At 45.3% G+C, this 19,700-nt stretch carries 25 protein-coding genes, 1 pseudogene and 1 riboswitch; of the genes and pseudogenes, 18 read left to right on the top strand and 8 right to left on the bottom strand.

Annotation, left to right across the window (positions count from 1 at the left end):
• Positions 1 to 24: 24 nt before the first annotated feature.
• From comGA to ACW5MY_RS11525, 8 genes are read left to right on the top strand one after another with little or no spacing between them, the layout of a single operon-like run.
• Positions 25 to 1,095: a competence type IV pilus ATPase ComGA gene (gene comGA, locus ACW5MY_RS11560; RefSeq protein WP_013352872.1), complete on the top strand. Its 1,071-nt coding sequence runs from the start codon at positions 25 to 27 to the stop codon at positions 1,093 to 1,095.
• Positions 1,082 to 2,119, top strand: a complete 1,038-nt coding sequence (gene comGB / locus ACW5MY_RS11555) for a competence type IV pilus assembly protein ComGB (RefSeq protein ID WP_013352871.1) — start codon at positions 1,082 to 1,084, stop codon at positions 2,117 to 2,119. The genes comGA and comGB overlap by 14 nt, the downstream gene beginning before the upstream one ends.
• Before the next feature lie 4 nt (positions 2,120 to 2,123).
• Positions 2,124 to 2,432 carry a competence type IV pilus major pilin ComGC gene (comGC, locus tag ACW5MY_RS11550; protein ID WP_013352870.1) on the top strand — a complete coding sequence of 103 codons (309 nt, stop codon included), beginning with the start codon at positions 2,124 to 2,126 and terminating at the stop codon, positions 2,430 to 2,432.
• Positions 2,422 to 2,859 (top strand): competence type IV pilus minor pilin ComGD, encoded by a 438-nt coding sequence (gene comGD, locus ACW5MY_RS11545; RefSeq protein ID WP_013352869.1) that lies wholly within the window; start codon positions 2,422 to 2,424, stop codon positions 2,857 to 2,859. Before comGC ends, comGD begins: the two co-directional genes overlap by 11 nt.
• A complete protein-coding gene (comGE, locus tag ACW5MY_RS11540) occupies positions 2,843 to 3,157 on the top strand; it encodes a competence type IV pilus minor pilin ComGE (protein ID WP_014470662.1) in 315 nt (104 codons plus the stop codon). The genes comGD and comGE overlap by 17 nt, the downstream gene beginning before the upstream one ends.
• The gene (gene comGF / locus ACW5MY_RS11535; protein ID WP_013352868.1) at positions 3,066 to 3,566 is read left to right on the top strand and encodes a competence type IV pilus minor pilin ComGF; all 501 of its coding nucleotides are present in this window, start codon (positions 3,066 to 3,068) and stop codon (positions 3,564 to 3,566) included. Before comGE ends, comGF begins: the two co-directional genes overlap by 92 nt.
• 1 nt (position 3,567) lies before the next feature.
• Positions 3,568 to 3,945 carry a competence type IV pilus minor pilin ComGG gene (gene comGG / locus ACW5MY_RS11530; protein WP_013352867.1) on the top strand — a complete coding sequence of 126 codons (378 nt, stop codon included), beginning with the start codon at positions 3,568 to 3,570 and terminating at the stop codon, positions 3,943 to 3,945.
• A gap of 53 nt (positions 3,946 to 3,998) precedes the next feature.
• Complete coding sequence (locus ACW5MY_RS11525) at positions 3,999 to 4,178, top strand: YqzE family protein (protein WP_013352866.1); 180 nt, start codon at positions 3,999 to 4,001, stop codon at positions 4,176 to 4,178.
• Positions 4,179 to 4,218: 40 nt separating this feature from the next.
• On the opposite strand, the gene ACW5MY_RS11520 is transcribed toward ACW5MY_RS11525, so the two are convergent.
• The gene (locus ACW5MY_RS11520; protein WP_013352865.1) at positions 4,219 to 4,548 is read right to left on the bottom strand and encodes a DUF3889 domain-containing protein; all 330 of its coding nucleotides are present in this window, start codon (positions 4,546 to 4,548) and stop codon (positions 4,219 to 4,221) included.
• Positions 4,549 to 4,805: 257 nt separating this feature from the next.
• Here ACW5MY_RS11520 and tapA point away from each other — a divergent pair, with 257 nt between their 5' ends.
• The 3 genes from tapA (at position 4,806) to tasA (ending at position 6,883) form a co-directional block, all read left to right on the top strand.
• On the top strand, positions 4,806 to 5,477 hold the full coding sequence (gene tapA / locus ACW5MY_RS11515) for an amyloid fiber anchoring/assembly protein TapA (protein WP_013352864.1): 672 nt from the start codon (positions 4,806 to 4,808) through the stop codon (positions 5,475 to 5,477).
• Positions 5,449 to 6,033 (top strand): signal peptidase I SipW, encoded by a 585-nt coding sequence (gene sipW, locus ACW5MY_RS11510; RefSeq protein WP_013352863.1) that lies wholly within the window; start codon positions 5,449 to 5,451, stop codon positions 6,031 to 6,033. Before tapA ends, sipW begins: the two co-directional genes overlap by 29 nt.
• A 64-nt stretch (positions 6,034 to 6,097) precedes the next feature.
• The gene (gene tasA / locus ACW5MY_RS11505; RefSeq protein ID WP_013352862.1) at positions 6,098 to 6,883 is read left to right on the top strand and encodes a biofilm matrix protein TasA; all 786 of its coding nucleotides are present in this window, start codon (positions 6,098 to 6,100) and stop codon (positions 6,881 to 6,883) included.
• A gap of 47 nt (positions 6,884 to 6,930) precedes the next feature.
• On the opposite strand, the gene sinR is transcribed toward tasA, so the two are convergent.
• The 4 genes from sinR to ACW5MY_RS11485 form a co-directional block, all read right to left on the bottom strand.
• Positions 6,931 to 7,266: a transcriptional regulator SinR gene (sinR, locus tag ACW5MY_RS11500; RefSeq protein ID WP_014470659.1), complete on the bottom strand. Its 336-nt coding sequence runs from the start codon at positions 7,264 to 7,266 to the stop codon at positions 6,931 to 6,933.
• A gap of 33 nt (positions 7,267 to 7,299) precedes the next feature.
• Positions 7,300 to 7,473: an anti-repressor SinI gene (gene sinI, locus ACW5MY_RS11495; RefSeq protein WP_013352860.1), complete on the bottom strand. Its 174-nt coding sequence runs from the start codon at positions 7,471 to 7,473 to the stop codon at positions 7,300 to 7,302.
• Positions 7,474 to 7,638: 165 nt separating this feature from the next.
• Positions 7,639 to 8,433: a YqhG family protein gene (locus tag ACW5MY_RS11490; RefSeq protein ID WP_013352859.1), complete on the bottom strand. Its 795-nt coding sequence runs from the start codon at positions 8,431 to 8,433 to the stop codon at positions 7,639 to 7,641.
• A gap of 20 nt (positions 8,434 to 8,453) precedes the next feature.
• Positions 8,454 to 10,124, bottom strand: a complete 1,671-nt coding sequence (locus tag ACW5MY_RS11485) for a DEAD/DEAH box helicase (protein ID WP_014470658.1) — start codon at positions 10,122 to 10,124, stop codon at positions 8,454 to 8,456.
• A 144-nt stretch (positions 10,125 to 10,268) separates the two neighbouring features.
• A riboswitch (glycine riboswitch) is annotated at positions 10,269 to 10,369 on the top strand.
• 178 nt (positions 10,370 to 10,547) lie between these two features.
• Between ACW5MY_RS11485 and gcvT the strand changes: the two genes are divergently transcribed.
• The 3 genes from gcvT to gcvPB are packed head-to-tail and all read left to right on the top strand — an operon-like array spanning position 10,548 to position 14,477.
• Positions 10,548 to 11,648 carry a glycine cleavage system aminomethyltransferase GcvT gene (gcvT, locus tag ACW5MY_RS11480; RefSeq protein WP_013352857.1) on the top strand — a complete coding sequence of 367 codons (1,101 nt, stop codon included), beginning with the start codon at positions 10,548 to 10,550 and terminating at the stop codon, positions 11,646 to 11,648.
• 14 nt (positions 11,649 to 11,662) lie between these two features.
• The gene (gene gcvPA / locus ACW5MY_RS11475) at positions 11,663 to 13,009 is read left to right on the top strand and encodes an aminomethyl-transferring glycine dehydrogenase subunit GcvPA (protein WP_013352856.1); all 1,347 of its coding nucleotides are present in this window, start codon (positions 11,663 to 11,665) and stop codon (positions 13,007 to 13,009) included.
• Positions 13,002 to 14,477 (top strand): aminomethyl-transferring glycine dehydrogenase subunit GcvPB, encoded by a 1,476-nt coding sequence (gene gcvPB, locus ACW5MY_RS11470; protein ID WP_013352855.1) that lies wholly within the window; start codon positions 13,002 to 13,004, stop codon positions 14,475 to 14,477. The genes gcvPA and gcvPB overlap by 8 nt, the downstream gene beginning before the upstream one ends.
• Before the next feature lie 47 nt (positions 14,478 to 14,524).
• On the opposite strand, the gene ACW5MY_RS11465 is transcribed toward gcvPB, so the two are convergent.
• A complete protein-coding gene (locus ACW5MY_RS11465; protein WP_013352854.1) occupies positions 14,525 to 14,908 on the bottom strand; it encodes a rhodanese-like domain-containing protein in 384 nt (127 codons plus the stop codon).
• Positions 14,909 to 15,101: 193 nt separating this feature from the next.
• Here ACW5MY_RS11465 and ACW5MY_RS11460 point away from each other — a divergent pair, with 193 nt between their 5' ends.
• The 3 genes from ACW5MY_RS11460 (at position 15,102) to ACW5MY_RS11450 (ending at position 17,454) form a co-directional block, all read left to right on the top strand.
• The gene (locus ACW5MY_RS11460) at positions 15,102 to 15,938 is read left to right on the top strand and encodes a lipoate--protein ligase family protein (protein ID WP_013352853.1); all 837 of its coding nucleotides are present in this window, start codon (positions 15,102 to 15,104) and stop codon (positions 15,936 to 15,938) included.
• A gap of 99 nt (positions 15,939 to 16,037) precedes the next feature.
• Positions 16,038 to 16,466 carry a transcriptional regulator MntR gene (gene mntR / locus ACW5MY_RS11455; protein WP_013352852.1) on the top strand — a complete coding sequence of 143 codons (429 nt, stop codon included), beginning with the start codon at positions 16,038 to 16,040 and terminating at the stop codon, positions 16,464 to 16,466.
• Positions 16,467 to 16,578: 112 nt separating this feature from the next.
• Positions 16,579 to 17,454, top strand: a complete 876-nt coding sequence (locus tag ACW5MY_RS11450; RefSeq protein WP_013352851.1) for a patatin-like phospholipase family protein — start codon at positions 16,579 to 16,581, stop codon at positions 17,452 to 17,454.
• Here the strand turns inward: ACW5MY_RS11450 and ACW5MY_RS11445 are convergent.
• Together ACW5MY_RS11445 and ACW5MY_RS11440 are read right to left on the bottom strand one after the other, a co-directional pair.
• Positions 17,451 to 17,846: an SA1362 family protein gene (locus ACW5MY_RS11445; RefSeq protein WP_289393727.1), complete on the bottom strand. Its 396-nt coding sequence runs from the start codon at positions 17,844 to 17,846 to the stop codon at positions 17,451 to 17,453. The two genes, ACW5MY_RS11450 and ACW5MY_RS11445, sit on opposite strands and share 4 nt — an antisense overlap.
• 36 nt (positions 17,847 to 17,882) lie before the next feature.
• Positions 17,883 to 18,839: pseudogene (locus ACW5MY_RS11440) on the bottom strand (DUF1385 domain-containing protein).
• Positions 18,840 to 19,060: 221 nt separating this feature from the next.
• Between ACW5MY_RS11440 and ACW5MY_RS11435 the strand changes: the two are divergent.
• Positions 19,061 to 19,591 carry a YqhR family membrane protein gene (locus ACW5MY_RS11435; protein WP_013352848.1) on the top strand — a complete coding sequence of 177 codons (531 nt, stop codon included), beginning with the start codon at positions 19,061 to 19,063 and terminating at the stop codon, positions 19,589 to 19,591.
• Positions 19,592 to 19,700: the final 109 nt, after the last annotated feature.

Genomic DNA, 19,700 nt, shown 5'->3' with positions numbered 1-19,700 from the left:
ACGTGTCGGAAGGAGGGAAGTCTTATGGAGAATATTGAAACATACAGCAGGAACATCATCAACGAGGCCTATATGGCAAGGGCTTCAGATATACACATTGTGCCGAGGGAAAGGGATGCTTTCATTCATTTTCGCATCGGTCATGCTCTTGTGAAAAAAAGAGTCTTAAAAAAAGAGGAATGCGTAAGGCTTATTTCTCATTTTAAATTTTTATCAGCCATGGATATAGGAGAAAGACGAAAGCCGCAAAACGGATCACTGTCTCTGCCGCTTCCAACGGAAACCGTTCATTTGAGGATGTCAACCTTGCCGACAATGAATGATGAAAGTCTTGTCATCAGGCTATTGCCTAAAAGGCAGATTCCCCCTCTGGATAAACTGTCCTTATTTCCGGGGGCAGGCGCCGCATTATTATCCTTTCTGAAGCATTCGCACGGCCTGCTTCTTTTTACCGGCCCGACCGGATCTGGAAAAACAACCACCCTTTACTCGCTTGTCAACTATGCAAAACGGCATTTCAACCGGCGGATTGTCACGCTGGAAGATCCCGTAGAAACGAGAGATGAAGATGTTTTGCAAGTTCAGGTGAATGAAAAAGCCGGAGTCACATATTCCACCGGTTTAAAAGCGATTTTAAGACATGACCCCGATATGATCATCTTAGGGGAAATCAGAGATGCCGAGACGGCTGAAATCGCAGTCCGCGCGGCCATGACAGGACACCTCGTACTGTCAAGCCTGCATACAAGAGATGCTAAGGGCGCCATATACAGGCTGCTGGAGTTCGGGGTGAACATGACGGAAATTGAACAAACCGTTATTGCCATCGCCGCTCAGCGTCTGGTTGATTTAACGTGTCCGTTTTGCAAAACGGACAACTGTTCCGTGTACTGCAGTCTATACAGGCAGACACGCCGTGCTGGGATTTATGAACTGCTTTACGGAAAAAATCTCACCCAGTGCTTTCAAGAAGCAAAAGGGGAGCACGCCAATTTTCAATATCAGACGCTTCGCAGGCTGATCAGAAAAGGCATCGCGCTCGGTTATGTCACGACTGATAATTATGATCGGTGGGTGTATCATGAAGCGGATTAAAAGAACCTGGCCGTTGAAGGACCAAGCGGCTTTTTTGAAAAGGCTCGGTGAAATGACGGAAAAAGGATACAGCCTGATTGAAGGGCTCAGACTGCTGAAACTCCAGCTGCATAAACGTCAGCTTGCAGAGCTGACGGACGGAATTCGCCGGCTGAGAGAAGGCGATTCGTTTTACCAAGTGCTTGAGGCACTGTCTTTTCATAAAGAAGCCGTCTCGATCTGCTATTTCGCGGAGAAACACGGAGAATTGCCGGGGGCGATGAAACAAAGCGGCGAATTGTTACAGAGAAAGCTCATGCAGACGAATCAAATCAAAAAAATGCTCCGGTATCCGATGTTTTTAATATGTTCCGTCTGCGTCATGTTTTATATCCTGCAAAGTTTGATTATTCCGCAGTTTTCAGGGATTTATCAATCAATGAATATGAATACTTCCGGTGCGACTGCTTTCATCTTTGCGTTTTTTCAGCATTTTCATGAAGCCTGCGCACTGGGGATGTCAGCCGTTCTCAGCTTGTTTTTGTACGTTTGGTTCTTATGTAAGAAAAAATCCCCGCAAGACAAGATGCTTATCGTTGTGAAAATCCCCCTGATAGGAAAAGCGGCCGTTCTTTTTAACAGCTACTTTTTCTCTTTACAGCTCAGCAGTCTTCTGAAATCCGGTCTTTCTATCTATGACAGCTTAACTGCTTTTAAAGAACAATCTTTTCTGCCTTTTTACCGTGAAGAAGCAGAGATGCTCATTACACGTTTGAAGGCCGGTGAAACTATAGAATCTGCTCTTTCCGGCCATCCGTGTTATGAAAAAGATCTTGCGGCTGCAGTCAGTCACGGACAGGCAAACGGCCGGCTTCATCGCGAACTTTATACGTACAGCCAGTTTATGATGGAGCGTCTTGAACAAAATGCGGAGAAGTATACCGGTATTCTCCAGCCTGTCATTTACGGTGTTGTGGCCGGTATGATTTTACTTGTGTATATGTCAATGCTGATGCCGATGTACCAGATGATGAACCAAATGTAAGGGAGTGCTTCGTCTGAAAAATCAAGATGGATTTACTTTAATTGAAATGCTGATCGTTTTATTTATCGTTTCCATTCTGCTTTTAATCACGATTCCTAACGTAACAAAACATAATCAAAGCATTCAGCATAAAGGCTGTGAAGGACTTCAGAATATGGTGAAAGCCCAAGTGACGGCGTACGAAATCGACCATGAAGGAAAAATGCCGGATATGACCGACTTACAATCAGAGGGATATATCAAAAAGAATACAGCCTGCCCGAATGGAAAACAGATTTTAATAAAGGGCGGGGAAGTTACAGTTGAACAATAACCGGCTGACAGAAAACGGATTCACTCTTCTTGAAAGCCTGGTTGTGTTAAGTCTGGCGTCTGTATTGCTGACTGTTTTGTTCACGGCGGTTCCGCCGGTTTATACCCATCTGGCCGTGCGGCAAAAAACAGAACAGCTCCAAAAAGACATTCAGCTTGCTCAGGAAACGGCTATCGCAGAACATAAAAGAACAAAAATCACATTTCTCCCAAAAGAGCATAAATACAAGCTGCAGTCAGCCGGAAGGATTGTTGAGCGTTCCTTTGATTCGCTTCACATTACACTTGTGACTTTACCGGAGAGCCTTGAATTTAACGAAAAAGGCCATCCGAATTCCGGCGGAAAGATTCAATTGAAAAGCGCGGGATTCACTTATGAAATAACAATTTACTTAGGGAGCGGAAATGTCCATGCAGAACGGAAATAAGGGGTTCTCTACTATTGAAACACTATCAGCAATGGCTATTTGGCTGTTCCTTATGATTTCTATCGTTCCGGTCTGGACGGGCATGCTGACAGACAATCTGAAAATAGAAGAACACCAGGAAGTGTACCAGCTTCTTCATAAACATATCAGCGCATATATGATGTCCGGAAAAAAGCAGCCATCTCCCGATGTGACGTGGAAGGAGGATGGTGATTATTACAAAGTCTGTGCAGCTGTCCGCGGCGAAAAAGAAATGTGCCTCAGCATTCTCAAAACAGACTGGCTTTACGCTTCTTAATGTTTTGGTCTCCTTGGCCGTCTGTCTCTTCTTATCAGGCACTCTGAGCCCGATTTTACATTTGTTTTTATCAGGCCGGACCGATAACGGAGGAATAGACAGCCGGGAGCATCATATTGCCGTTCAGCAGATCATGAATGAATGTAAACAGGCTGAGACTGTGGAGCCTGCAGATGGCGGACGGGCGTTAACCTGCAGGAAAACAGGAGGCGAAGAAGTGCGTTTTGAAATCTATCACACGATGATAAGGAAAAGAGTGAACGGAAAAGGCCATGTGCCGATCCTGCATAACGCTGCTTCATTAACGGCTGATGTGAAAAACGGCCTGATTTTAGTGGGAATCACAAGCGTTACAGGTAAAAAGAAGCAGACGGCCATTCCGGTTTACAGCTCTTTAAAAGGTGATTAAAATGTACAAATCTGACGGGTTTATATATCCGGCGGTTCTGTTTGTTTCTGCCGCAGTTTTACTTGTCATCAGCTATACTTCTTCTGATTTCATCACCCGAAAAACATTTGCAAAAGAGGCCGGGGAGTACTGGATCGGTGAGAACCTGCTTCAAAACGGCGCACTGCTGTCAAGCCGTCATATGATACAGGGACAAAAGACTCAGTCGGGCACACAGCGTTTTCCGTACGGAACCGTCTCCTTTTACATCAACGGGAACGATCGCCGGGAAACGGTTCAAGTTACAATAAAGGCGGTAACAGCATCAGGGACGAGACGGGAGGCTCACCTTTTATTCAATCATAAGAAGAAACAGCTGATTCAATGGACAGAAGTATAAAAAAGAGGCGGCGGGACAACACTTCATAATAAAGACAGTATGAGGTGAGAGCCATGAAAACAAACGATTATGTAAAATATATGACTGAGCAATTCGTTAAATATTTCGATACGCCGAAACAGGAACGAAAAGAGCGAAAAGAAGTGCGGAAAGAAAAGAAAATGCCGGCTTCTCAACACTGGTTCGGAATATTGCCGTATGGTTTTAAGCTGTGGATGCAGCGGAAAAAATAAAGTGCAACACCCGAAAGGTCCTCCTGATATAGGAGGGCCTTTATTGGTATTCCTCAATAACCGCAATTTTATTTACCTTTTGGCTGTAGGGATTAAAAGAAATCGTAACAAACACACCAAATTCTTTAGCGCCATCCCGCAATGTCAAGTGATATTGTTTGACTGCTTCATCCGTTCTTTTCCGATCCCACACCTTTTGAATAAATAACGTTTGAGCGAGCGGATATCTTTTTTTAGCTTCTTTTTCTGCGATTTTTTCCCATTTTGATTTATGGTGAACAGCATAATAAGGCACCGTTTCCGCCTGAGCTGTCCCTGAAACTCCGAAACCAAGAATTGAAAGGCAAATCAGACTTTGTTTGATCATCATTCTTCGTCCTTTCGCTGTATATAGTTTCCATTTTGTGTTGGTCACTCCGTTATTTTCTCACATTTTATTAGAAAAAATTCCAAAAAGGTGTGTAATTTGGAGCAAAACGTTGTTTTTAAAGGATATATTCTTAAAAACGAACAATTTGATCGTTTTTGACATTTTCCAATACGATAATCCTTGATTATACTTTGTTCATGCGGTTCTTTAAAGAGAACGAATATCATATTTATAAACAGTTTTACAGGGGGTAAGGCATGTTCCGATTGTTGCGACCGGAAAAAAAGGGCAAGGTGAGATCGAGAATGATGCTGTTTTTACGGCTGTCGTTCATTTTCTGCCTGCCCGTGACGATATGTACTCAGTTTACGGGAGACACAAGTTCCTCCTTTAATGATGTGAAAAGCTTCAGTCTCCCGGTTCAAACGTGCGGAGATTTTCGATATACAGATGACAATTGCCGTTATGACGAACGCTGGGATCAAAGTGATTTACATATCACAAATCAAACTGATACGTCAGGCACCGTGTGTGCGCCGCTTCAACTTTATGCGGAGCTGGAGAACAGGGGGAAAGAGCGGACTGTTTCTGACTGGAAATGGGAGCTCCATAAAATTGCCTCTCAGCAACAGCCTTTACAAAACGGCAATGTCGTGGATAAAGGGCTTATTACTGATAAAAAAAGCAAAACGATTTATAAAATGGAGTCAAAGCGGGCCTTGCAGCCGGGAATTTATGCATTCAAGGTTTACAAGCCTGAAGGATATCCTGCGAACGAAGAAAAATTTGAGTGGTCAAAACCGATGAAGCTTGTTAAGTGCCAAGAACAGGCGACGGCTTCCGATCAGAAGAAAACAGAGAAAAAACCGGCTGAGCCGGCAAAAGAAAGCGGGGAAGAACATGAAAAAAACACTGAAACTGATCAGTAATATTTTGTATGCCGTAATCTTCAGCTTGATTATTGTGCTGACATTGACGGTAATCTCGACCCGGGCTTCCGGCGGTGAGCCGGCCATCTTCGGCTATACGCTGAAATCCGTGCTGTCGGGTTCAATGGACCCGGAATTTAAGACGGGTTCACTCATAGCGGTAAAGAAAATTTCTGATGTGAATGACTTAAAAAAAGGCGATGTCATCACTTTTACACAAGATGACGGGTCAGTCGTAACACACAGAATAATCGGGATCACAAAAAAGGGCGGCCGCCTGTTGTTTGAGACAAAAGGAGACCATAATGCCGCTCCGGATGCCGCACCCGTTCAAGCTGAAAAAGTGGCGGCCCAGTATACGGGATATCAGCTCCCGTATGCGGGATATGTAATACATTTGGCCAGCCAGCCGATCGGAACGGCGATTCTGTTAATCGTTCCCGGCGTCATGCTTTTAATTTACTCAATAACAGTCATTGCAAGCGCTCTCCGCGATATCGAGCGGAAGACGAAAGCGCTGGAGGAACATGAGAGAAACGGGACCATGTCCACATGAATACGGTTGCAACCTGGCGACAGGATTTGATAACAAAAAATGAAAAAGTAAGGGGAGTACAAACATGGGTATGAAAAAGAAATTAAGCTTGGGCGTTGCCTCAGCCGCACTCGGTTTAGCATTAGTAGGAGGAGGCACATGGGCCGCATTTAATGATGTGAAGTCCACGGACGCCACATTTGCGTCAGGAACACTTGATTTATCGGCTAAAGAACAATCAGCCAATGTCAATTTGTCAAACTTAAAACCAGGCGACAAATTGACAAAAGATTTTGAATTCAGAAACAACGGTTCACTTGCCATTAAAGAAGTGCTGATGGCTTTGAACTTTACTGACTTCAAAGGAGCAAAGAAAGGAAACGAATCTGCGGAGGATTTCCTCAGCCAGTTTGAAATTACGGTTCTGACAGTCGGTAAAGAAGGGGGCAACGGCTACCCTAAAAATATCATTTTGAAGGCGGCCAGCCTGAAAGACTTATACTTAATGTCTGCAAAGCAGGATAAAGCAGCGGCTGAAGCGATCAGCAAGCATATTGATCCGAAGTTCTTGAGTGAGAGCGGAAAAGTCAATGTAGCAACCATTAACGGCAAAACAGCGCCTGAGTACGACGGAGTTCCGAAAACGCCTGTTGATTATGATCAAGTGCGGATGGAAATCCGATTTAAAAATGATACCGCAAAAGACGCAAACGGTCTGAGTGTCCAAAACAAATTCCAGGGCAATGCGATTTCTCTTCAATTCTCATTTGAAGCAACGCAATGGAACGGATTGACCATTACGAAAGACCATACGGATAAAGACGGTTACGTGAAGGAAAATGAAAAGGCTCATAGTGAGGATAAAAACTGATCCGAATGCCGGACAGATAAAAGAGGAGTTGTGCACATATGGCGGCACTACTCCTCTTTTTGCGCTTTTCTCCATTTTTGATATTCTAAAAATTCACGAAATTGTTTTTTTGATACCCCGGATGTCATCGCATCGCGAACTAATTTCTCCCATTCACTATCTAATTGACCATCGTATTCGGTTTCATGTTTTTCATCAAGTAATGTATGAACCGAGACGTCCAGAACAGCGGAGACTTTTTCTAGAAATTGAATGGAGGGGTTCGTCTGTAAATTTCGTTCTATTGAGCTTAAATAAGACTTCGCTACCCCAGCTTTTTCAGCTAGTTCTGATAGTGAGTAGCCTTTTTCTTTTCGGTATTGTTTAATACGCTGGCCAATCAATGTCATCACCTTCCTTGTGATATTATAGCACATTCAGAAAGGATTTACGGTATGACTTCTGGCGGCCTGGATATGTTGAGAAGACTTTTTATGCGAATGCAGGTATTTGCGTATCTCTTCTAGGCTGATATTTGCTTTTTGGGCTTCTAATATCAGTTCAACCCATTCCTTATCTAATTGCGAAAACTCTGTTTTTGCATTTTTCATGCATTTTCTCCTCCTAAAATACTTGTTTATGTATTTCAGCCAATCCGGCCATGACCTTATCTTTATTTCATGTCTGGAAGTGATTCATCGCATGCGAAACGCCAGAAATTTTTTCTATATATAGAATTTCTAAAAAAAACGGGAAAGCTGTCGAATGGATAACTCTTATCCAGAAAAATTACTTTGCAGGAAAAATAAACCGCCGTTCTCAATCTGAATGTGAATTTTCGGCTGATATAAGGCTTTCAGCGCTTGTTTTTCCAATTGGTATTCCTCAGGTTTTTCCTCTGTCTGCTCATAAAACTGATCGAGAAGCCTGAGGTCCTTCTTCCATCTGGCGATCGCGTTGTCAGCCCAGTCTGACGGCTCTTTGGCGGCAGCGTTTTTCAAATAATGCTCCATCCTCTTAATCCCGCTTTCCGGCTTAATCATCGGCGATATGGTAAAGCAATAGTCTGATATTTGTGATGTCAGCGGAAGCGGTGCAAGCTTCTGCTGAAATCCTTCTATAATTGTTCCAGATACAAGATGCAGGCCTAAAGACAAAAGTCTGTCTTTTTTCATGTCGGATTGGTATGAAATCACTACATTTAATCCAAGCCAGGGCTGAAGCGGCACTCTGGCTCCGGCTGATACAATTTTCTCATATATTCTTGTAAATCTCCCATTTTGTTTAACTGCTTGAAAGATTTGAAAGAGCCGCGGGGCTCCGAAGTAAATAAATTCTCCGTCCATATCATCCGGAGCCGTTTCTTTATCAGTGATGAAAGTGATCTTCATCGGGTTCGGTTCTCCGCCCGTTTTTTCACGCCAATGCCAATAAAACGGCCGGTTCATAATTTGTTTGTCCATCTCGACCGTCAATTGAACCGTCATAAAACCCGGCCCGTGATCAGTAATCGGGCAGTGGTTCGCTTCAAAAAAGCGCAGTAAAAATTCGTGAACCTCCTGCTGTCTCATGTCGCGCTTCCTCCTTTAGATTAAGAGCCTTTTTTTCTGGCCGGCTTTTCCGTACCGTACGATAGAAAAGAGGTAAGATTGTCCATTTTGATTCGCATTTCTTCCTCTGTCAGCGAGTGGCATAAAATATCATGTAAGTGGTCTTCAAAATTGTTCACTTTGATTTTTGTTAATATGTCATCTAATTCTCCGACGACATTTTCGAATAAATGAATTTTGTCATACAGAAGTTTTAAGATATGCTCTTCTACCGTATGTTTTGTCGCCATGTTGTAAATGTGGACATCTCTTTCCTGACCGAGTCTGTGTATCCTTCCGATTCTTTGTTCAAGCCGCATCGGGTTCCACGGGAGATCATAGTTGATAATATGATTACAGAATTGCAGGTTGATCCCTTCGCCGCCGGCTTCCGTAGCGATCAGCACTTGCACTTTCCCCCGGAAGAGATCCTTCATCCAGTCTTTTTTCCCACGCTTAAATCCGCCTCTGAACGGAACAGAGCTTATGCCGTTCTGCTGAAGAAACCATTGCAGGTAAATCTGTGTCGCCCGGTACTCAGTAAAAATAATGACCTTGTCATTAATCTTTTGGATCAAGTCAACCACTTGGATCGCTTTTGAGTTTTGCGTGACTTGATTGATGCGGTCCATTAAATTCGCAATCGTCTGTTCATCGAATGCGGGCGCTTTTTGCTCCTTTTGATCAAGCATTTTTTTAAGCGTCATATACACGGCTTCCCGGCTTGAACAGCACTCTCTTTGCAGCGTCATAATGGAAAATGCGCTTGTCGGCTTTTCCGTGCCGTTTTTCAGTGCGGCAATGTCATCGTAAAGCGCCTGTTCCGTCGGTGAAAAGGTGATCGGCACTGTTTCGACGTGGCGCTTCGTCCATGTAAGCCCCGTGTCGCTCCGTGTGTTTCGGATCATCACCTTATTGACGAGCTCTTTCAAATGCTCATGAGCGTCAATTCCGTCCTTTTGATTGAAGGTTTCTTGAAATCCGCTTTCATTTCCCAAGTGGCCGGGCTTTAACAGTGACACTAAATTAAAAATTTCTTCGATCCGGTTTTGGATCGGGGTTGCCGTCAGAAGCAGGCAGTACTTCTTCACAAGACTTCTCGCAAATTCATAATTTTTCGTTTTGCTGTTTTTGAGCTTGTGCGCCTCGTCAATAATGACGAGATCATACGGAATAGAAAGCACAATTTCCTTGTGAGGCGAGCGTTTGGCCGTATCAATCGAAGAAACGACGATATCGCACTGTTCCCACACATAGCTTTTCTTCTGTTCAACAGCCGGTATTAAAAACTTCTCCTGAAGCTCTTTCACCCATTGGGAAACGAGTGATGCCGGCACAAGAATCAGGATTTTTTTTGCCAGCCCGCGAATCATGTATTCTTTTAAAATCAGGCCCGCTTCCACCGTTTTTCCGAGCCCCACTTCATCAGCCAAAATCGCCTTGCCGTTCATTTTTTCAACGACTTTCTGGGCAACTTCAAGCTGATGGGGAAGCGGAGTGAAATCGGGCAGGTATAAAGGAGCCCTCAACCCTTCAAATTCAGGAATGGCAAGAGTCTGCTGGACTTCAGCCGACAGTTTGTACAACTCCCAATTTGACCAGGGACCGTCCGTTTTCAGCCGCTCAGAAAACTCTCCCGGCCAGTTTGCATCAAATATGATCTCTGCTGTCATATGTAACAAAACCGCCTTTCTTTTAAAAAACTGATTTATCATAATTTTTGTTGCCGGACGTAAGTGAGGGTGGTAGGATATAAGTAATGATTTCACCCAAGATATTGCTTTAGTATGTCCATAACAATTGGTAAATATGAGCGAATGACAGCAAGGGGAGAGACTCGGAAGAAAGATGTGCATCCGGGCGCCGAAGGAGCAAACTGCGGAGTGAATCTCTCAGGCAAAAGAACTCTTGCTCGACGCAACTCTGGAGAGTGTCTGCGAGCAGAAAAGGCAGACCACCAAAGGGGACGTCTTTATGATGTTTTCATAAAGTAAACTTTCAGGTGCCGGGACAGAGAAACCTTCATTTTCATGAGGTGTTTCTCTGTCCTTTTTTATATGTCTTTACAATGCGCCAATGACTGAAGGGGGAAGATGATGCTGAAACGAACACCGCTTTATGACGTATATAAAGAATACGGCGGAAAAACGATTGATTTTGGAGGATGGGAGCTGCCTGTTCAATTTTCTTCTATTAAAGAGGAGCATGAAGCCGTCCGCACAAAAGCGGGCCTGTTTGATGTGTCCCATATGGGAGAAGTCGAAGTATCCGGGCAAGACGCCCTGTCTTTTCTGCAAAAAATGATGACAAATGACGTTGCCGACTTAAAGCCGAAAAGCGCGCTTTATACCGCCATGTGTTATCCCGACGGAGGCACGGTCGATGACTTGCTGATCTATCAGAAAAGCGAAACCTGCTATCTGCTCGTAATCAATGCGTCTAATATTGAAAAAGACCTCGCTTGGCTGAAGGAACATGCAAAAGGGGATGTCACATTAACGAATCAGTCTGACGAGATTTCACTGCTTGCCGTTCAGGGACCGAATGCTCAGACGGTTCTTTCGAAGCTGACTGAATGTGATTTGGCTTCCTTAAAGCCGTTTACGTTTATTGATGAGGCGGACGTTGCCGGACGCCAAGTCCTGCTTTCAAGAACGGGATATACCGGTGAAGACGGGTTTGAGCTTTATTGCCGCAACGGAGACGCGGTTCATCTTTTTAAAGAGATTCTTGCAGCGGGAGAGAATGAAGGGCTCGTTCCGTGCGGTCTCGGCGCCCGTGATACGCTGAGATTTGAAGCGAAGCTCGCTTTATACGGTCAGGAATTGACGAAAGACATTACGCCGATCGAAGCCGGAATCGGATTTGCCGTAAAGCACAAGAAAGATTCCGATTTTTTTGGGAAGTCTGTATTGAGTGAACAGAAAGAAAAAGGAGCTCCGCGTAAGCTGGTCGGGCTTGAGATGATTGAAAAAGGGATTCCGAGACACGGATACGCCGTAAAAAAAGACGGTGTTGCAATCGGTGAAGTCACGACAGGCACACAATCTCCGACTTTAAAGAAAAATATCGGCCTTGCCTTAATCAAAACGGAATTCAGTGAAATCGGAACGGAAGTAGAAGTGGAAATCCGCAAAAAAACGGTAAAAGCGAAGATTGTCCGCACACCGTTTTATAAACGTCCAAAACAGAGCTGAAAAAGGAGAGTCATATGAAGCATCGATATTTGCCCGCGACAGAACAGGATAAAAAAGAAATGCTGAAAGCCATCGGCGCAGAAACAATTGATGAACTGTTTGCCGATATCCCGGAAGATGTGAGGTTTCAAAAAGACTACCAAATTAAAAAAGCAAAATCAGAAACAGAGCTGACGAGAGAGCTGACAAAGCTTGCAGCGAAAAATAAGGACGCTGTTACATATGCATCTTTTCTGGGCGCAGGTGTGTACGATCACTATCAGCCGGTTATCGTCGACCATGTGATTTCCCGGTCAGAGTTTTACACGGCATATACGCCTTACCAGCCTGAAATTTCACAAGGAGAGCTGCAGGCGATTTTTGAATTTCAAACGATGATCTGTGAGTTAACGGGGATGGATATCGCAAACTCCTCCATGTACGATGGGGGGACGGCGTTGGCGGAAGCGGCGATGCTTGCGTCGGGCCATACGAAAAAGAAAAAAATCGTCATTTCCGCGGCCGTTCATCCGGAATCACGGGATGTCCTGAAAACATACGCAAAAGGCCAATATATCGAGGTAGTAGAGGTGCCCGCGAAAAACGGCGTCACAGACCTTGAAGCATTAGAGGATGCCGTTTGCGATGAAACGGCCGCCGTGATCGTCCAGTATCCGAACTTCTTCGGACAAATTGAGCCGTTAAAGGACATTGAGCCGCTCGCACATAAAGGAAACAGCCAGCTGATTGTTTCTTCAAACCCGCTCGCTCTCGGTATTTTGACACCGCCCGGGGCATACGGAGCTGACATCGTCGTCGGGGACGCGCAGCCATTCGGCATACCTGCGGCGTTCGGCGGCCCGCACTGCGGCTATTTTGCAGTAACGAAAAAACTGATGAGGAAGGTGCCGGGCCGTCTTGTCGGCCAAACGGAGGATGAAAACGGCCGAAGAGGCTTTGTTCTCACCCTTCAGGCGCGCGAACAGCATATCAGAAGAGACAAAGCCACCTCCAACATTTGCTCAAACCAGGCGCTGAACGCTTTAGCGGCTTCAGTTGCGATGACGGCGCTCGGAAAAAACGGCGTCAAAGACATAGCCCGCCAAAATATACTGAAAGCTGATTACGCGAGACGCCAAGCGGAAAAAGCCGGCTTGCACATAGCGTTTGACGGCCCGATGTTTAATGAGTTTGCAGTCAGGCTGAATGAGCCAGTCAAGGAAGCAAACCGGAGGCTCTTACAACAAGGCATAATCGGCGGATATGATTTAGGCCTAGCGTATCCGGAACTGAAGCAGCATATGCTCATTGCCGTCACAGAGCTGAGAACAAAAGAAGAGATCGATTCGCTTATTGCGGGATTGGGGGATCAACATGAATAATCAAGATCAGACGCTTATTTTTGAAATGTCCCGCGAAGGGCGTGTCGGTTACAGCCTTCCGGAGCTTGATGTACCGGAAACGGAGCTTGAAAGCCTTCTTCCGGGTGATTATATCCGCAATGAAGACGCAAAGCTTCCGGAAGTATCAGAGCTTGATATTATGCGGCATTATACCGCACTTTCTAAGAGAAACCACGGGGTTGATTCAGGTTTTTATCCGCTCGGCTCCTGTACGATGAAATACAATCCGAAATTAAATGAAAAAATTGCCCGGTTCCCAGGCTTTTCAGCCATTCACCCGCTTCAGGACGAGGACACGGTTCAGGGAGCGCTTGAGCTTTTATACGATTTAAGCGGACACTTGGAGGAAATTACGGGTATGGACGAGGTGACGCTGCAGCCTGCGGCGGGCGCTCACGGCGAATGGACCGGCCTGATGATGATCCGCGCTTATCATGAAGCACGGGGAGACTTCGGACGGACGAAGGTGATTGTTCCCGATTCTGCCCACGGGACGAATCCGGCATCCGCCACGGTCGCCGGCTTTGAAACGATTACCGTCAAGTCAAATGAACACGGGCTGGTTGACATTGAAGATTTGAAAAGAGCGGTAAATGAAGAAACAGCGGCGCTGATGCTGACGAATCCGAACACCCTCGGCTTATTTGAGGAAAATATTACAGAAATGGCTGATATCGTCCATCAGGCCGGCGGAAAGCTTTATTATGACGGAGCGAATTTAAACGCCGTTTTAAGTAAAGCAAGACCGGGAGATATGGGATTTGACGTCGTTCATCTTAATCTGCATAAAACATTTACCGGGCCGCACGGCGGAGGAGGACCAGGCTCGGGCCCGGTCGGAGTAAAGAAAGAATTCATTCCGTACCTGCCGAAACCCGTCCTCACGAAAAAAGAGGGCCGTTTGACTTTTGACTATGACCGTCCGCAATCGATCGGGCGCGTAAAGCCTTATTACGGAAACTTCGGCATTAATGTCAGAGCCTACACGTATATCCGCTCCATGGGGCCTGACGGCTTAAAAGCTGTGACCGAAAACGCGGTTTTAAATGCAAATTATATGATGAGAAGACTCGCGCCTTATTATGATCTGCCGTATGCCCGTCATTGCAAGCATGAATTTGTGTTATCGGGAAGAAGACAGAAAAAGCTCGGCGTAAGAACGCTTGATATTGCCAAACGGCTTTTAGATTTCGGCTATCACCCGCCGACTGTGTATTTCCCTCTCAATGTGGAAGAAAGCATCATGATCGAACCGACGGAAACGGAATCGAAGGAAACGCTTGATGCCTTTATAGATGCCATGATTCAAATTGCGCGGGAAGCGGAGGAATCACCTGAGACCGTTCAGGAGGCGCCGCATACCACGGTTGTCAAAAGAATGGATGAAACCAAGGCCGCAAGAAAGCCGGTTTTAAAATACGAACATACATCTGCCGGCAGCCGCTGACGGGTATAAAAAAAGAGCTTCCGTATAAAACGGAGAGCTCTTTTTTATTATTGGTTCTTTGCTTTAATTTTTCCGCCCCATTTTTTAAATCCGCCTTTCAGGTTGTAAATATCCTTGCAGCCGTGTTTGCGGAGCGTCTGTGCCGCGCGTCCGCTGCGGACATTGTTTTGGCAGTACAGATAAACGGGTTTATCAGGACGGATTTCGCTTTTGCGCTGCTTCAGCTGTGACAGCGGAATGTTACGCGCGCCGAGAATATGGCCGCCTTCAAATTCATTCGGCTCACGGACGTCAATCAGCTGCGCTTTTCTGTAGCCCGCGCGGAATTCCTCTTCCGTAAGTGTTTTCATTAAACGCTGCTGGTAAAAATACGACACGATCATATAAACGATAAACGCCGCAACAATAATTAAAGCAATCATATTAGACAATGCGATTCTACTCCTTTAGCTTATAAAATCAAAAACCCTGCTTGTGAAAACAAGGCTTACCGGACGTTTTGGGACAAATACTATTATAGTAAAGCATGAAGCGATTGTCATCCTTAATGAAACGAAATATTTTTCATTTTCACGTCAGTTTGTTAAACTGATTTTATTAAAACGATAAAGAAGGGTTCAGTGTATGGAAAAAGAAACATGGCGGTTTATTGACTCAGGGAATGAAAGCCCGGCATTTAACATGGCGCTGGATGAAGCGCTTTTATATTGGCACAGCCAAAAAAAAATTCCTCCGGTGATCCGTTTTTACGGCTGGAATCCGGCAACGCTGTCTGTCGGGTATTTTCAAAATATTAAGAAGGAAATTAACTTTGACGCAGTACATAAACACGGCCTCGGGTTTGTCAGAAGACCGACAGGCGGACGGGGTGTTCTACATGATAAAGAATTGACATACAGCGTAATCGTTTCAGAGGATCATCCGGAAATGCCGGCCACGGTGACAGAGGCATACCGGGTGATTTCAGAAGGCATTCTGCAGGGGTTCAGAAACCTTGGGCTTGATGCTTACTTTGCGATTCCGCGTACGGAAAAGGAAAAAGAAAGCCTGAAAAATCCGCGCTCGTCCGTCTGCTTTGATGCGCCTTCGTGGTATGAGCTGGTCGTCGAAGGGCGGAAAGTGGCGGGAAGCGCGCAGACACGCCAAAAAGGCGTTATTCTTCAGCACGGCTCCATCCTGCTTGACATTGATGAGGACAAGCTGTTTGATCTGTTTTTATATCCGAGCGACAGAGTCCGTGAGCGCATGCAGCGGAATTTCAAAAACAAAGCGGTAGCCATCAACGCCTTAGCGCAAAAACCGGTAACGATGGATGAAGCCAGAATCGCTTTTAAAGCCGGTTTTGAGGAAGGCCTGAACATTCATCTTGAGCCTTACACACTCACGCCGGAAGAGCTTGCGTTTGTCAATGAGCTGGCCGAGACGAAATACGCGTCTGACGAATGGAATTATAAGCGCTGATTAAGGCTTGACAGACCGGAAGCATCCTTGTTTTTTCATGACCGTTAGTGTAAACTTGTAATGGTTTATAAAGTTAAGGTGCTTTTTGGGAGGGGTACGATGACAACACCAAGTATGGAAGATTATATTGAACAGATTTATATGCTGATAGAAGAAAAAGGATATGCACGGGTTTCTGATATCGCGGAAGCTTTGGCAGTCCATCCCTCCTCTGTAACGAAAATGGTTCAAAAACTAGATAAAGACGAGTACTTGATTTATGAAAAATATCGCGGGCTCGTATTGACGTCAAAAGGCAAAAAGATCGGCAAACGCCTCGTATACAGACACGAATTGCTTGAGCAGTTTTTAAGAATCATTGGTGTTGATGAAGAGAAGATTTACAATGATGTAGAAGGAATCGAACATCATCTGAGCTGGAACAGCATTGACCGCATCGGCGATCTCGTTCAGTATTTTGAAGATGACGACAGCCGGAAAAAAGAATTGAAATCCGTACAGAAAAAAACCGAAAATCCCGGTGAATAAAGGGCAGCCCGAAATAGGGCGCCCTTTTTTTAATGTCTTCATTCTTTGGTCTATTTCACCAAGCCGTTTCTTAAAATAATAATACACCTTGGATGGAAGGGAGAGGGCGCGTATGCAGATTGACGGCGTATTTTCGGGCGGGGGGATAAAAGGGGTGGCGCTTGCCGGCGCGTATGAAGCGCTTGAAGAAAAGGGCTATTGTTTTGAAAGACTCGCCGGAACAAGCGCCGGCGCGATTATTGCCGCATTTATCGCTGCGGGCTACACGAGCAGAGAGGTTCATTCCATCATAGATGAGGTGGACGGAAGACAATTGCTTGATCAGAGATATTCCTTCCTCCCGCTGAATATCCTGCAGTGGGTGTCGATATATTGGCGCCTTGGATTATACAAAGGCGATACGCTGGAAAAATGGATTGCGGATAAATTAAAAGCGAAGGGCATCATCGCGTTCGGCGATATGAAAAAAGGATCGCTCCGTCTGATCGCTTCAGATCTGACGAACGGAACGATGATCGTGCTTCCTGACGACCTTCCCCGCTACGGATTAAATCCGGAGATGTTCCCAGTTGCCAGAGCTGTCAGAATGAGCTGCAGCATCCCTTATTTTTTTGAGCCGATTAAACTGAAGACTGATAAAGGCACCTCAACGGTCGTTGACGGCGGCGTGCTAAGCAATTTCCCGATTTGGCTGTTTTCCAAAGAGCGCAGGCGGCCGGTCATCGGAATTTCGCTTTCGCCTAACGAAAAAGAGCGCCCGAAAAACTCAATCCGCAACGCTTTTGAGCTGTTCGGCGCTTTGTTTGAAACGATGAAAGACGCTCATGATGCCAGGCATATCGCGACGAAGTACGAACAGAATATTATTTTTATTCCGGTGGAAAATGTGATGGCGACGGAGTTTCATCTCACACCGCAAAAAAAACTAGCTCTCATTGAGCTAGGAAAAAGCAGAACAGAGCAATTTTTGAAGCAATGGAGCTATTAAAAAAGCGCTCTGTTTTTCTTTTTATTCTTTTTACCTTCTATGACGGTAAGCTGGGTCTGGCTTTTTTTCTTAAGAATCATCGGCTTCGGTCTGCTGCTGCTCGGCACGCTCCGCAAATGGCTGACCCGCCCTCTGTGAGCGGCGCGATGCTTCGCTTTTTGCTCCTTCATTCGGAGCCGCGATTGTTTGGCCGCTTTTTTGAAAGCGGTTCCGTCACGGTCGGCGCGGCGGTTCAGAACCGATCTCACGATAAAATAAATGATGACGCCTGCGATAATGACGGTAATCGCTCTTGAGATCATCTGCCCGGGGTTTGTTACCGCCGCATAAATGAAACCAAATGCACCAAGCGCTATTAATACAGCAAAAAAAGGTTGTACACGATGATTCATAACTGCCCACCTCCGAAAATAATAACAGGTAACGGTTCAGATTACGTTGTCAGACGGCTTTTCGCTCTGTTCTGAAATGTCTTCCAGTCTGAGAAGCTCGTTAAAGCTTTCTATGGCAACCTCGACCTGGTCATCTTCCGGTTCCTTTGTCGTTAAAAGCTGCAGCCACAGGCCGGGATAACCGAGCACCTTCAAAACAGGGATATTCCGCACCTTGTTCGTCAGCTGGAGCACTTCAAAGGAGATGCCGAGGACGACGGGTATAAGCGCAATCCTGTCTAAAATCCGCACCCAAAGCGGATCTGTCGGAACGAGTAAATAGACGAACATGCCGACAATGATCGTAAATAAGATAAAGCTTGAACCGCAACGGTAATGAAGCCGTGACTGTTTCTGAACATTTTTTATTGTAATTGGCAAATTCTGTTCATAACAGTTTATGACCTTATGTTCGGCTCCATGATATTGAAACACTCTTTTAATTAACGGCGTCATTGATAAAAAATAAATGTAGCCGAGAAGCAGGATAAGCTTAAACACGCTTTCTATTCCGATCTGCGCGGCGTCTGAGGAAAAAACGGGCCTTACAAGCTCCGCTAAAAAGACCGGGACGAGCGTAAAAACGAATTTGCTGAACAAAAACGATAGAACGCCGATCACCGCCAGGCTGAAAAACATTGATAAGCCCGAACCCTTCTTATCTTCCTGTTCCAGCTTGGCGTCATCCTGAGGATCAAGCCCGTAACGTTCGCTGGAAAAGTTTAAATGTTATGTGCCGTTGGCGCTTGCCTCAATAATTGCGATGATTCCCCGCAAAAAAGGAATCTTCTTTAAAGCCGAAAGCTTGGAATTCGGCACTCTCGGAAGCTTAAAAAAATCAATGCTTCCGTCATTCCTGCGGATGGCGGTAACATAATTTTTTCTGCCGCCGAACATTACCCCTTCAACGACAGCCTGACCGCCGTATGCGGGCGGCGTTTTTTGTGTGGACATTGTTTATCAACCTGCCTGTTTTCTTAGGATTTACTAACCATTTCCTTTCACTCTATTGTACAGGAAACAGCGGTAAACCTCTAGTTAGACAGCCGGAAAATCAATGCTTTTTCTACAAGCAGTATACCCTGTTTTCTAAGATTTTACTCATTGATTGAAAATATGGCGGAACTTTTTATGACTTTTCAATTTTGGGGCATTCTATGACTGGAGGTGCCATGATGACCAGCGAAAAACATTCAGAACAGGAAGAAAAAAACAAGCAGGATGAAGATCAGCAGCCTGTATCATTTACCGGCAGAATTTGCGGTATCGGATTTGCCGGGGGTGTATTTTGGAGTTTGATCGGCTATCTCGGGTATCTCTTTCATTTTTCAGAGATCAGCCCCAACATGATTCTTCAGCCGTTTATGATCGGAGAATGGAAAAAACAATGGCTCGGCACGATGGTCAGCATCGTTGTCATCGGGTTAATTTCGATTGCCGGAGCTTTTATTTATTTCGTCTGCCTGAAGCGTTTTAAAACCATGTGGCCGGGGATGGTGTACGGCGTCATTTTATGGTGCGCGGTTTTTTTCTTATTCAATCCGATTTTCCAAGATGTGAAGTCTGTCACTGAATTGAAATCAGATACAATCGTGACGACGCTTTGCCTTTATATTCTGTATGGTTTGTTTGTCGGCTACTCGATTTCCTTCGCCTACAATGAACTTACGTCAGACAAGCTTGCCAGGGCGCTCGGCAACAAGTGAATAAGTGTATAATCCCTGTCCGGTATGGTAAAATGTTCACGAGAAGTGAACATTTTTTATGCTGAAAACCGGGCGGGGATGCTCCCGGTGTCAGGCGGCAGTCAAGAAT

The organism is Bacillus sp. Bwzl_19 (assembly GCF_054900515.1).
Note: the sequence above shows the minus strand (reverse complement) of the source record. Positions and strands in the feature narration are given on the sequence as shown.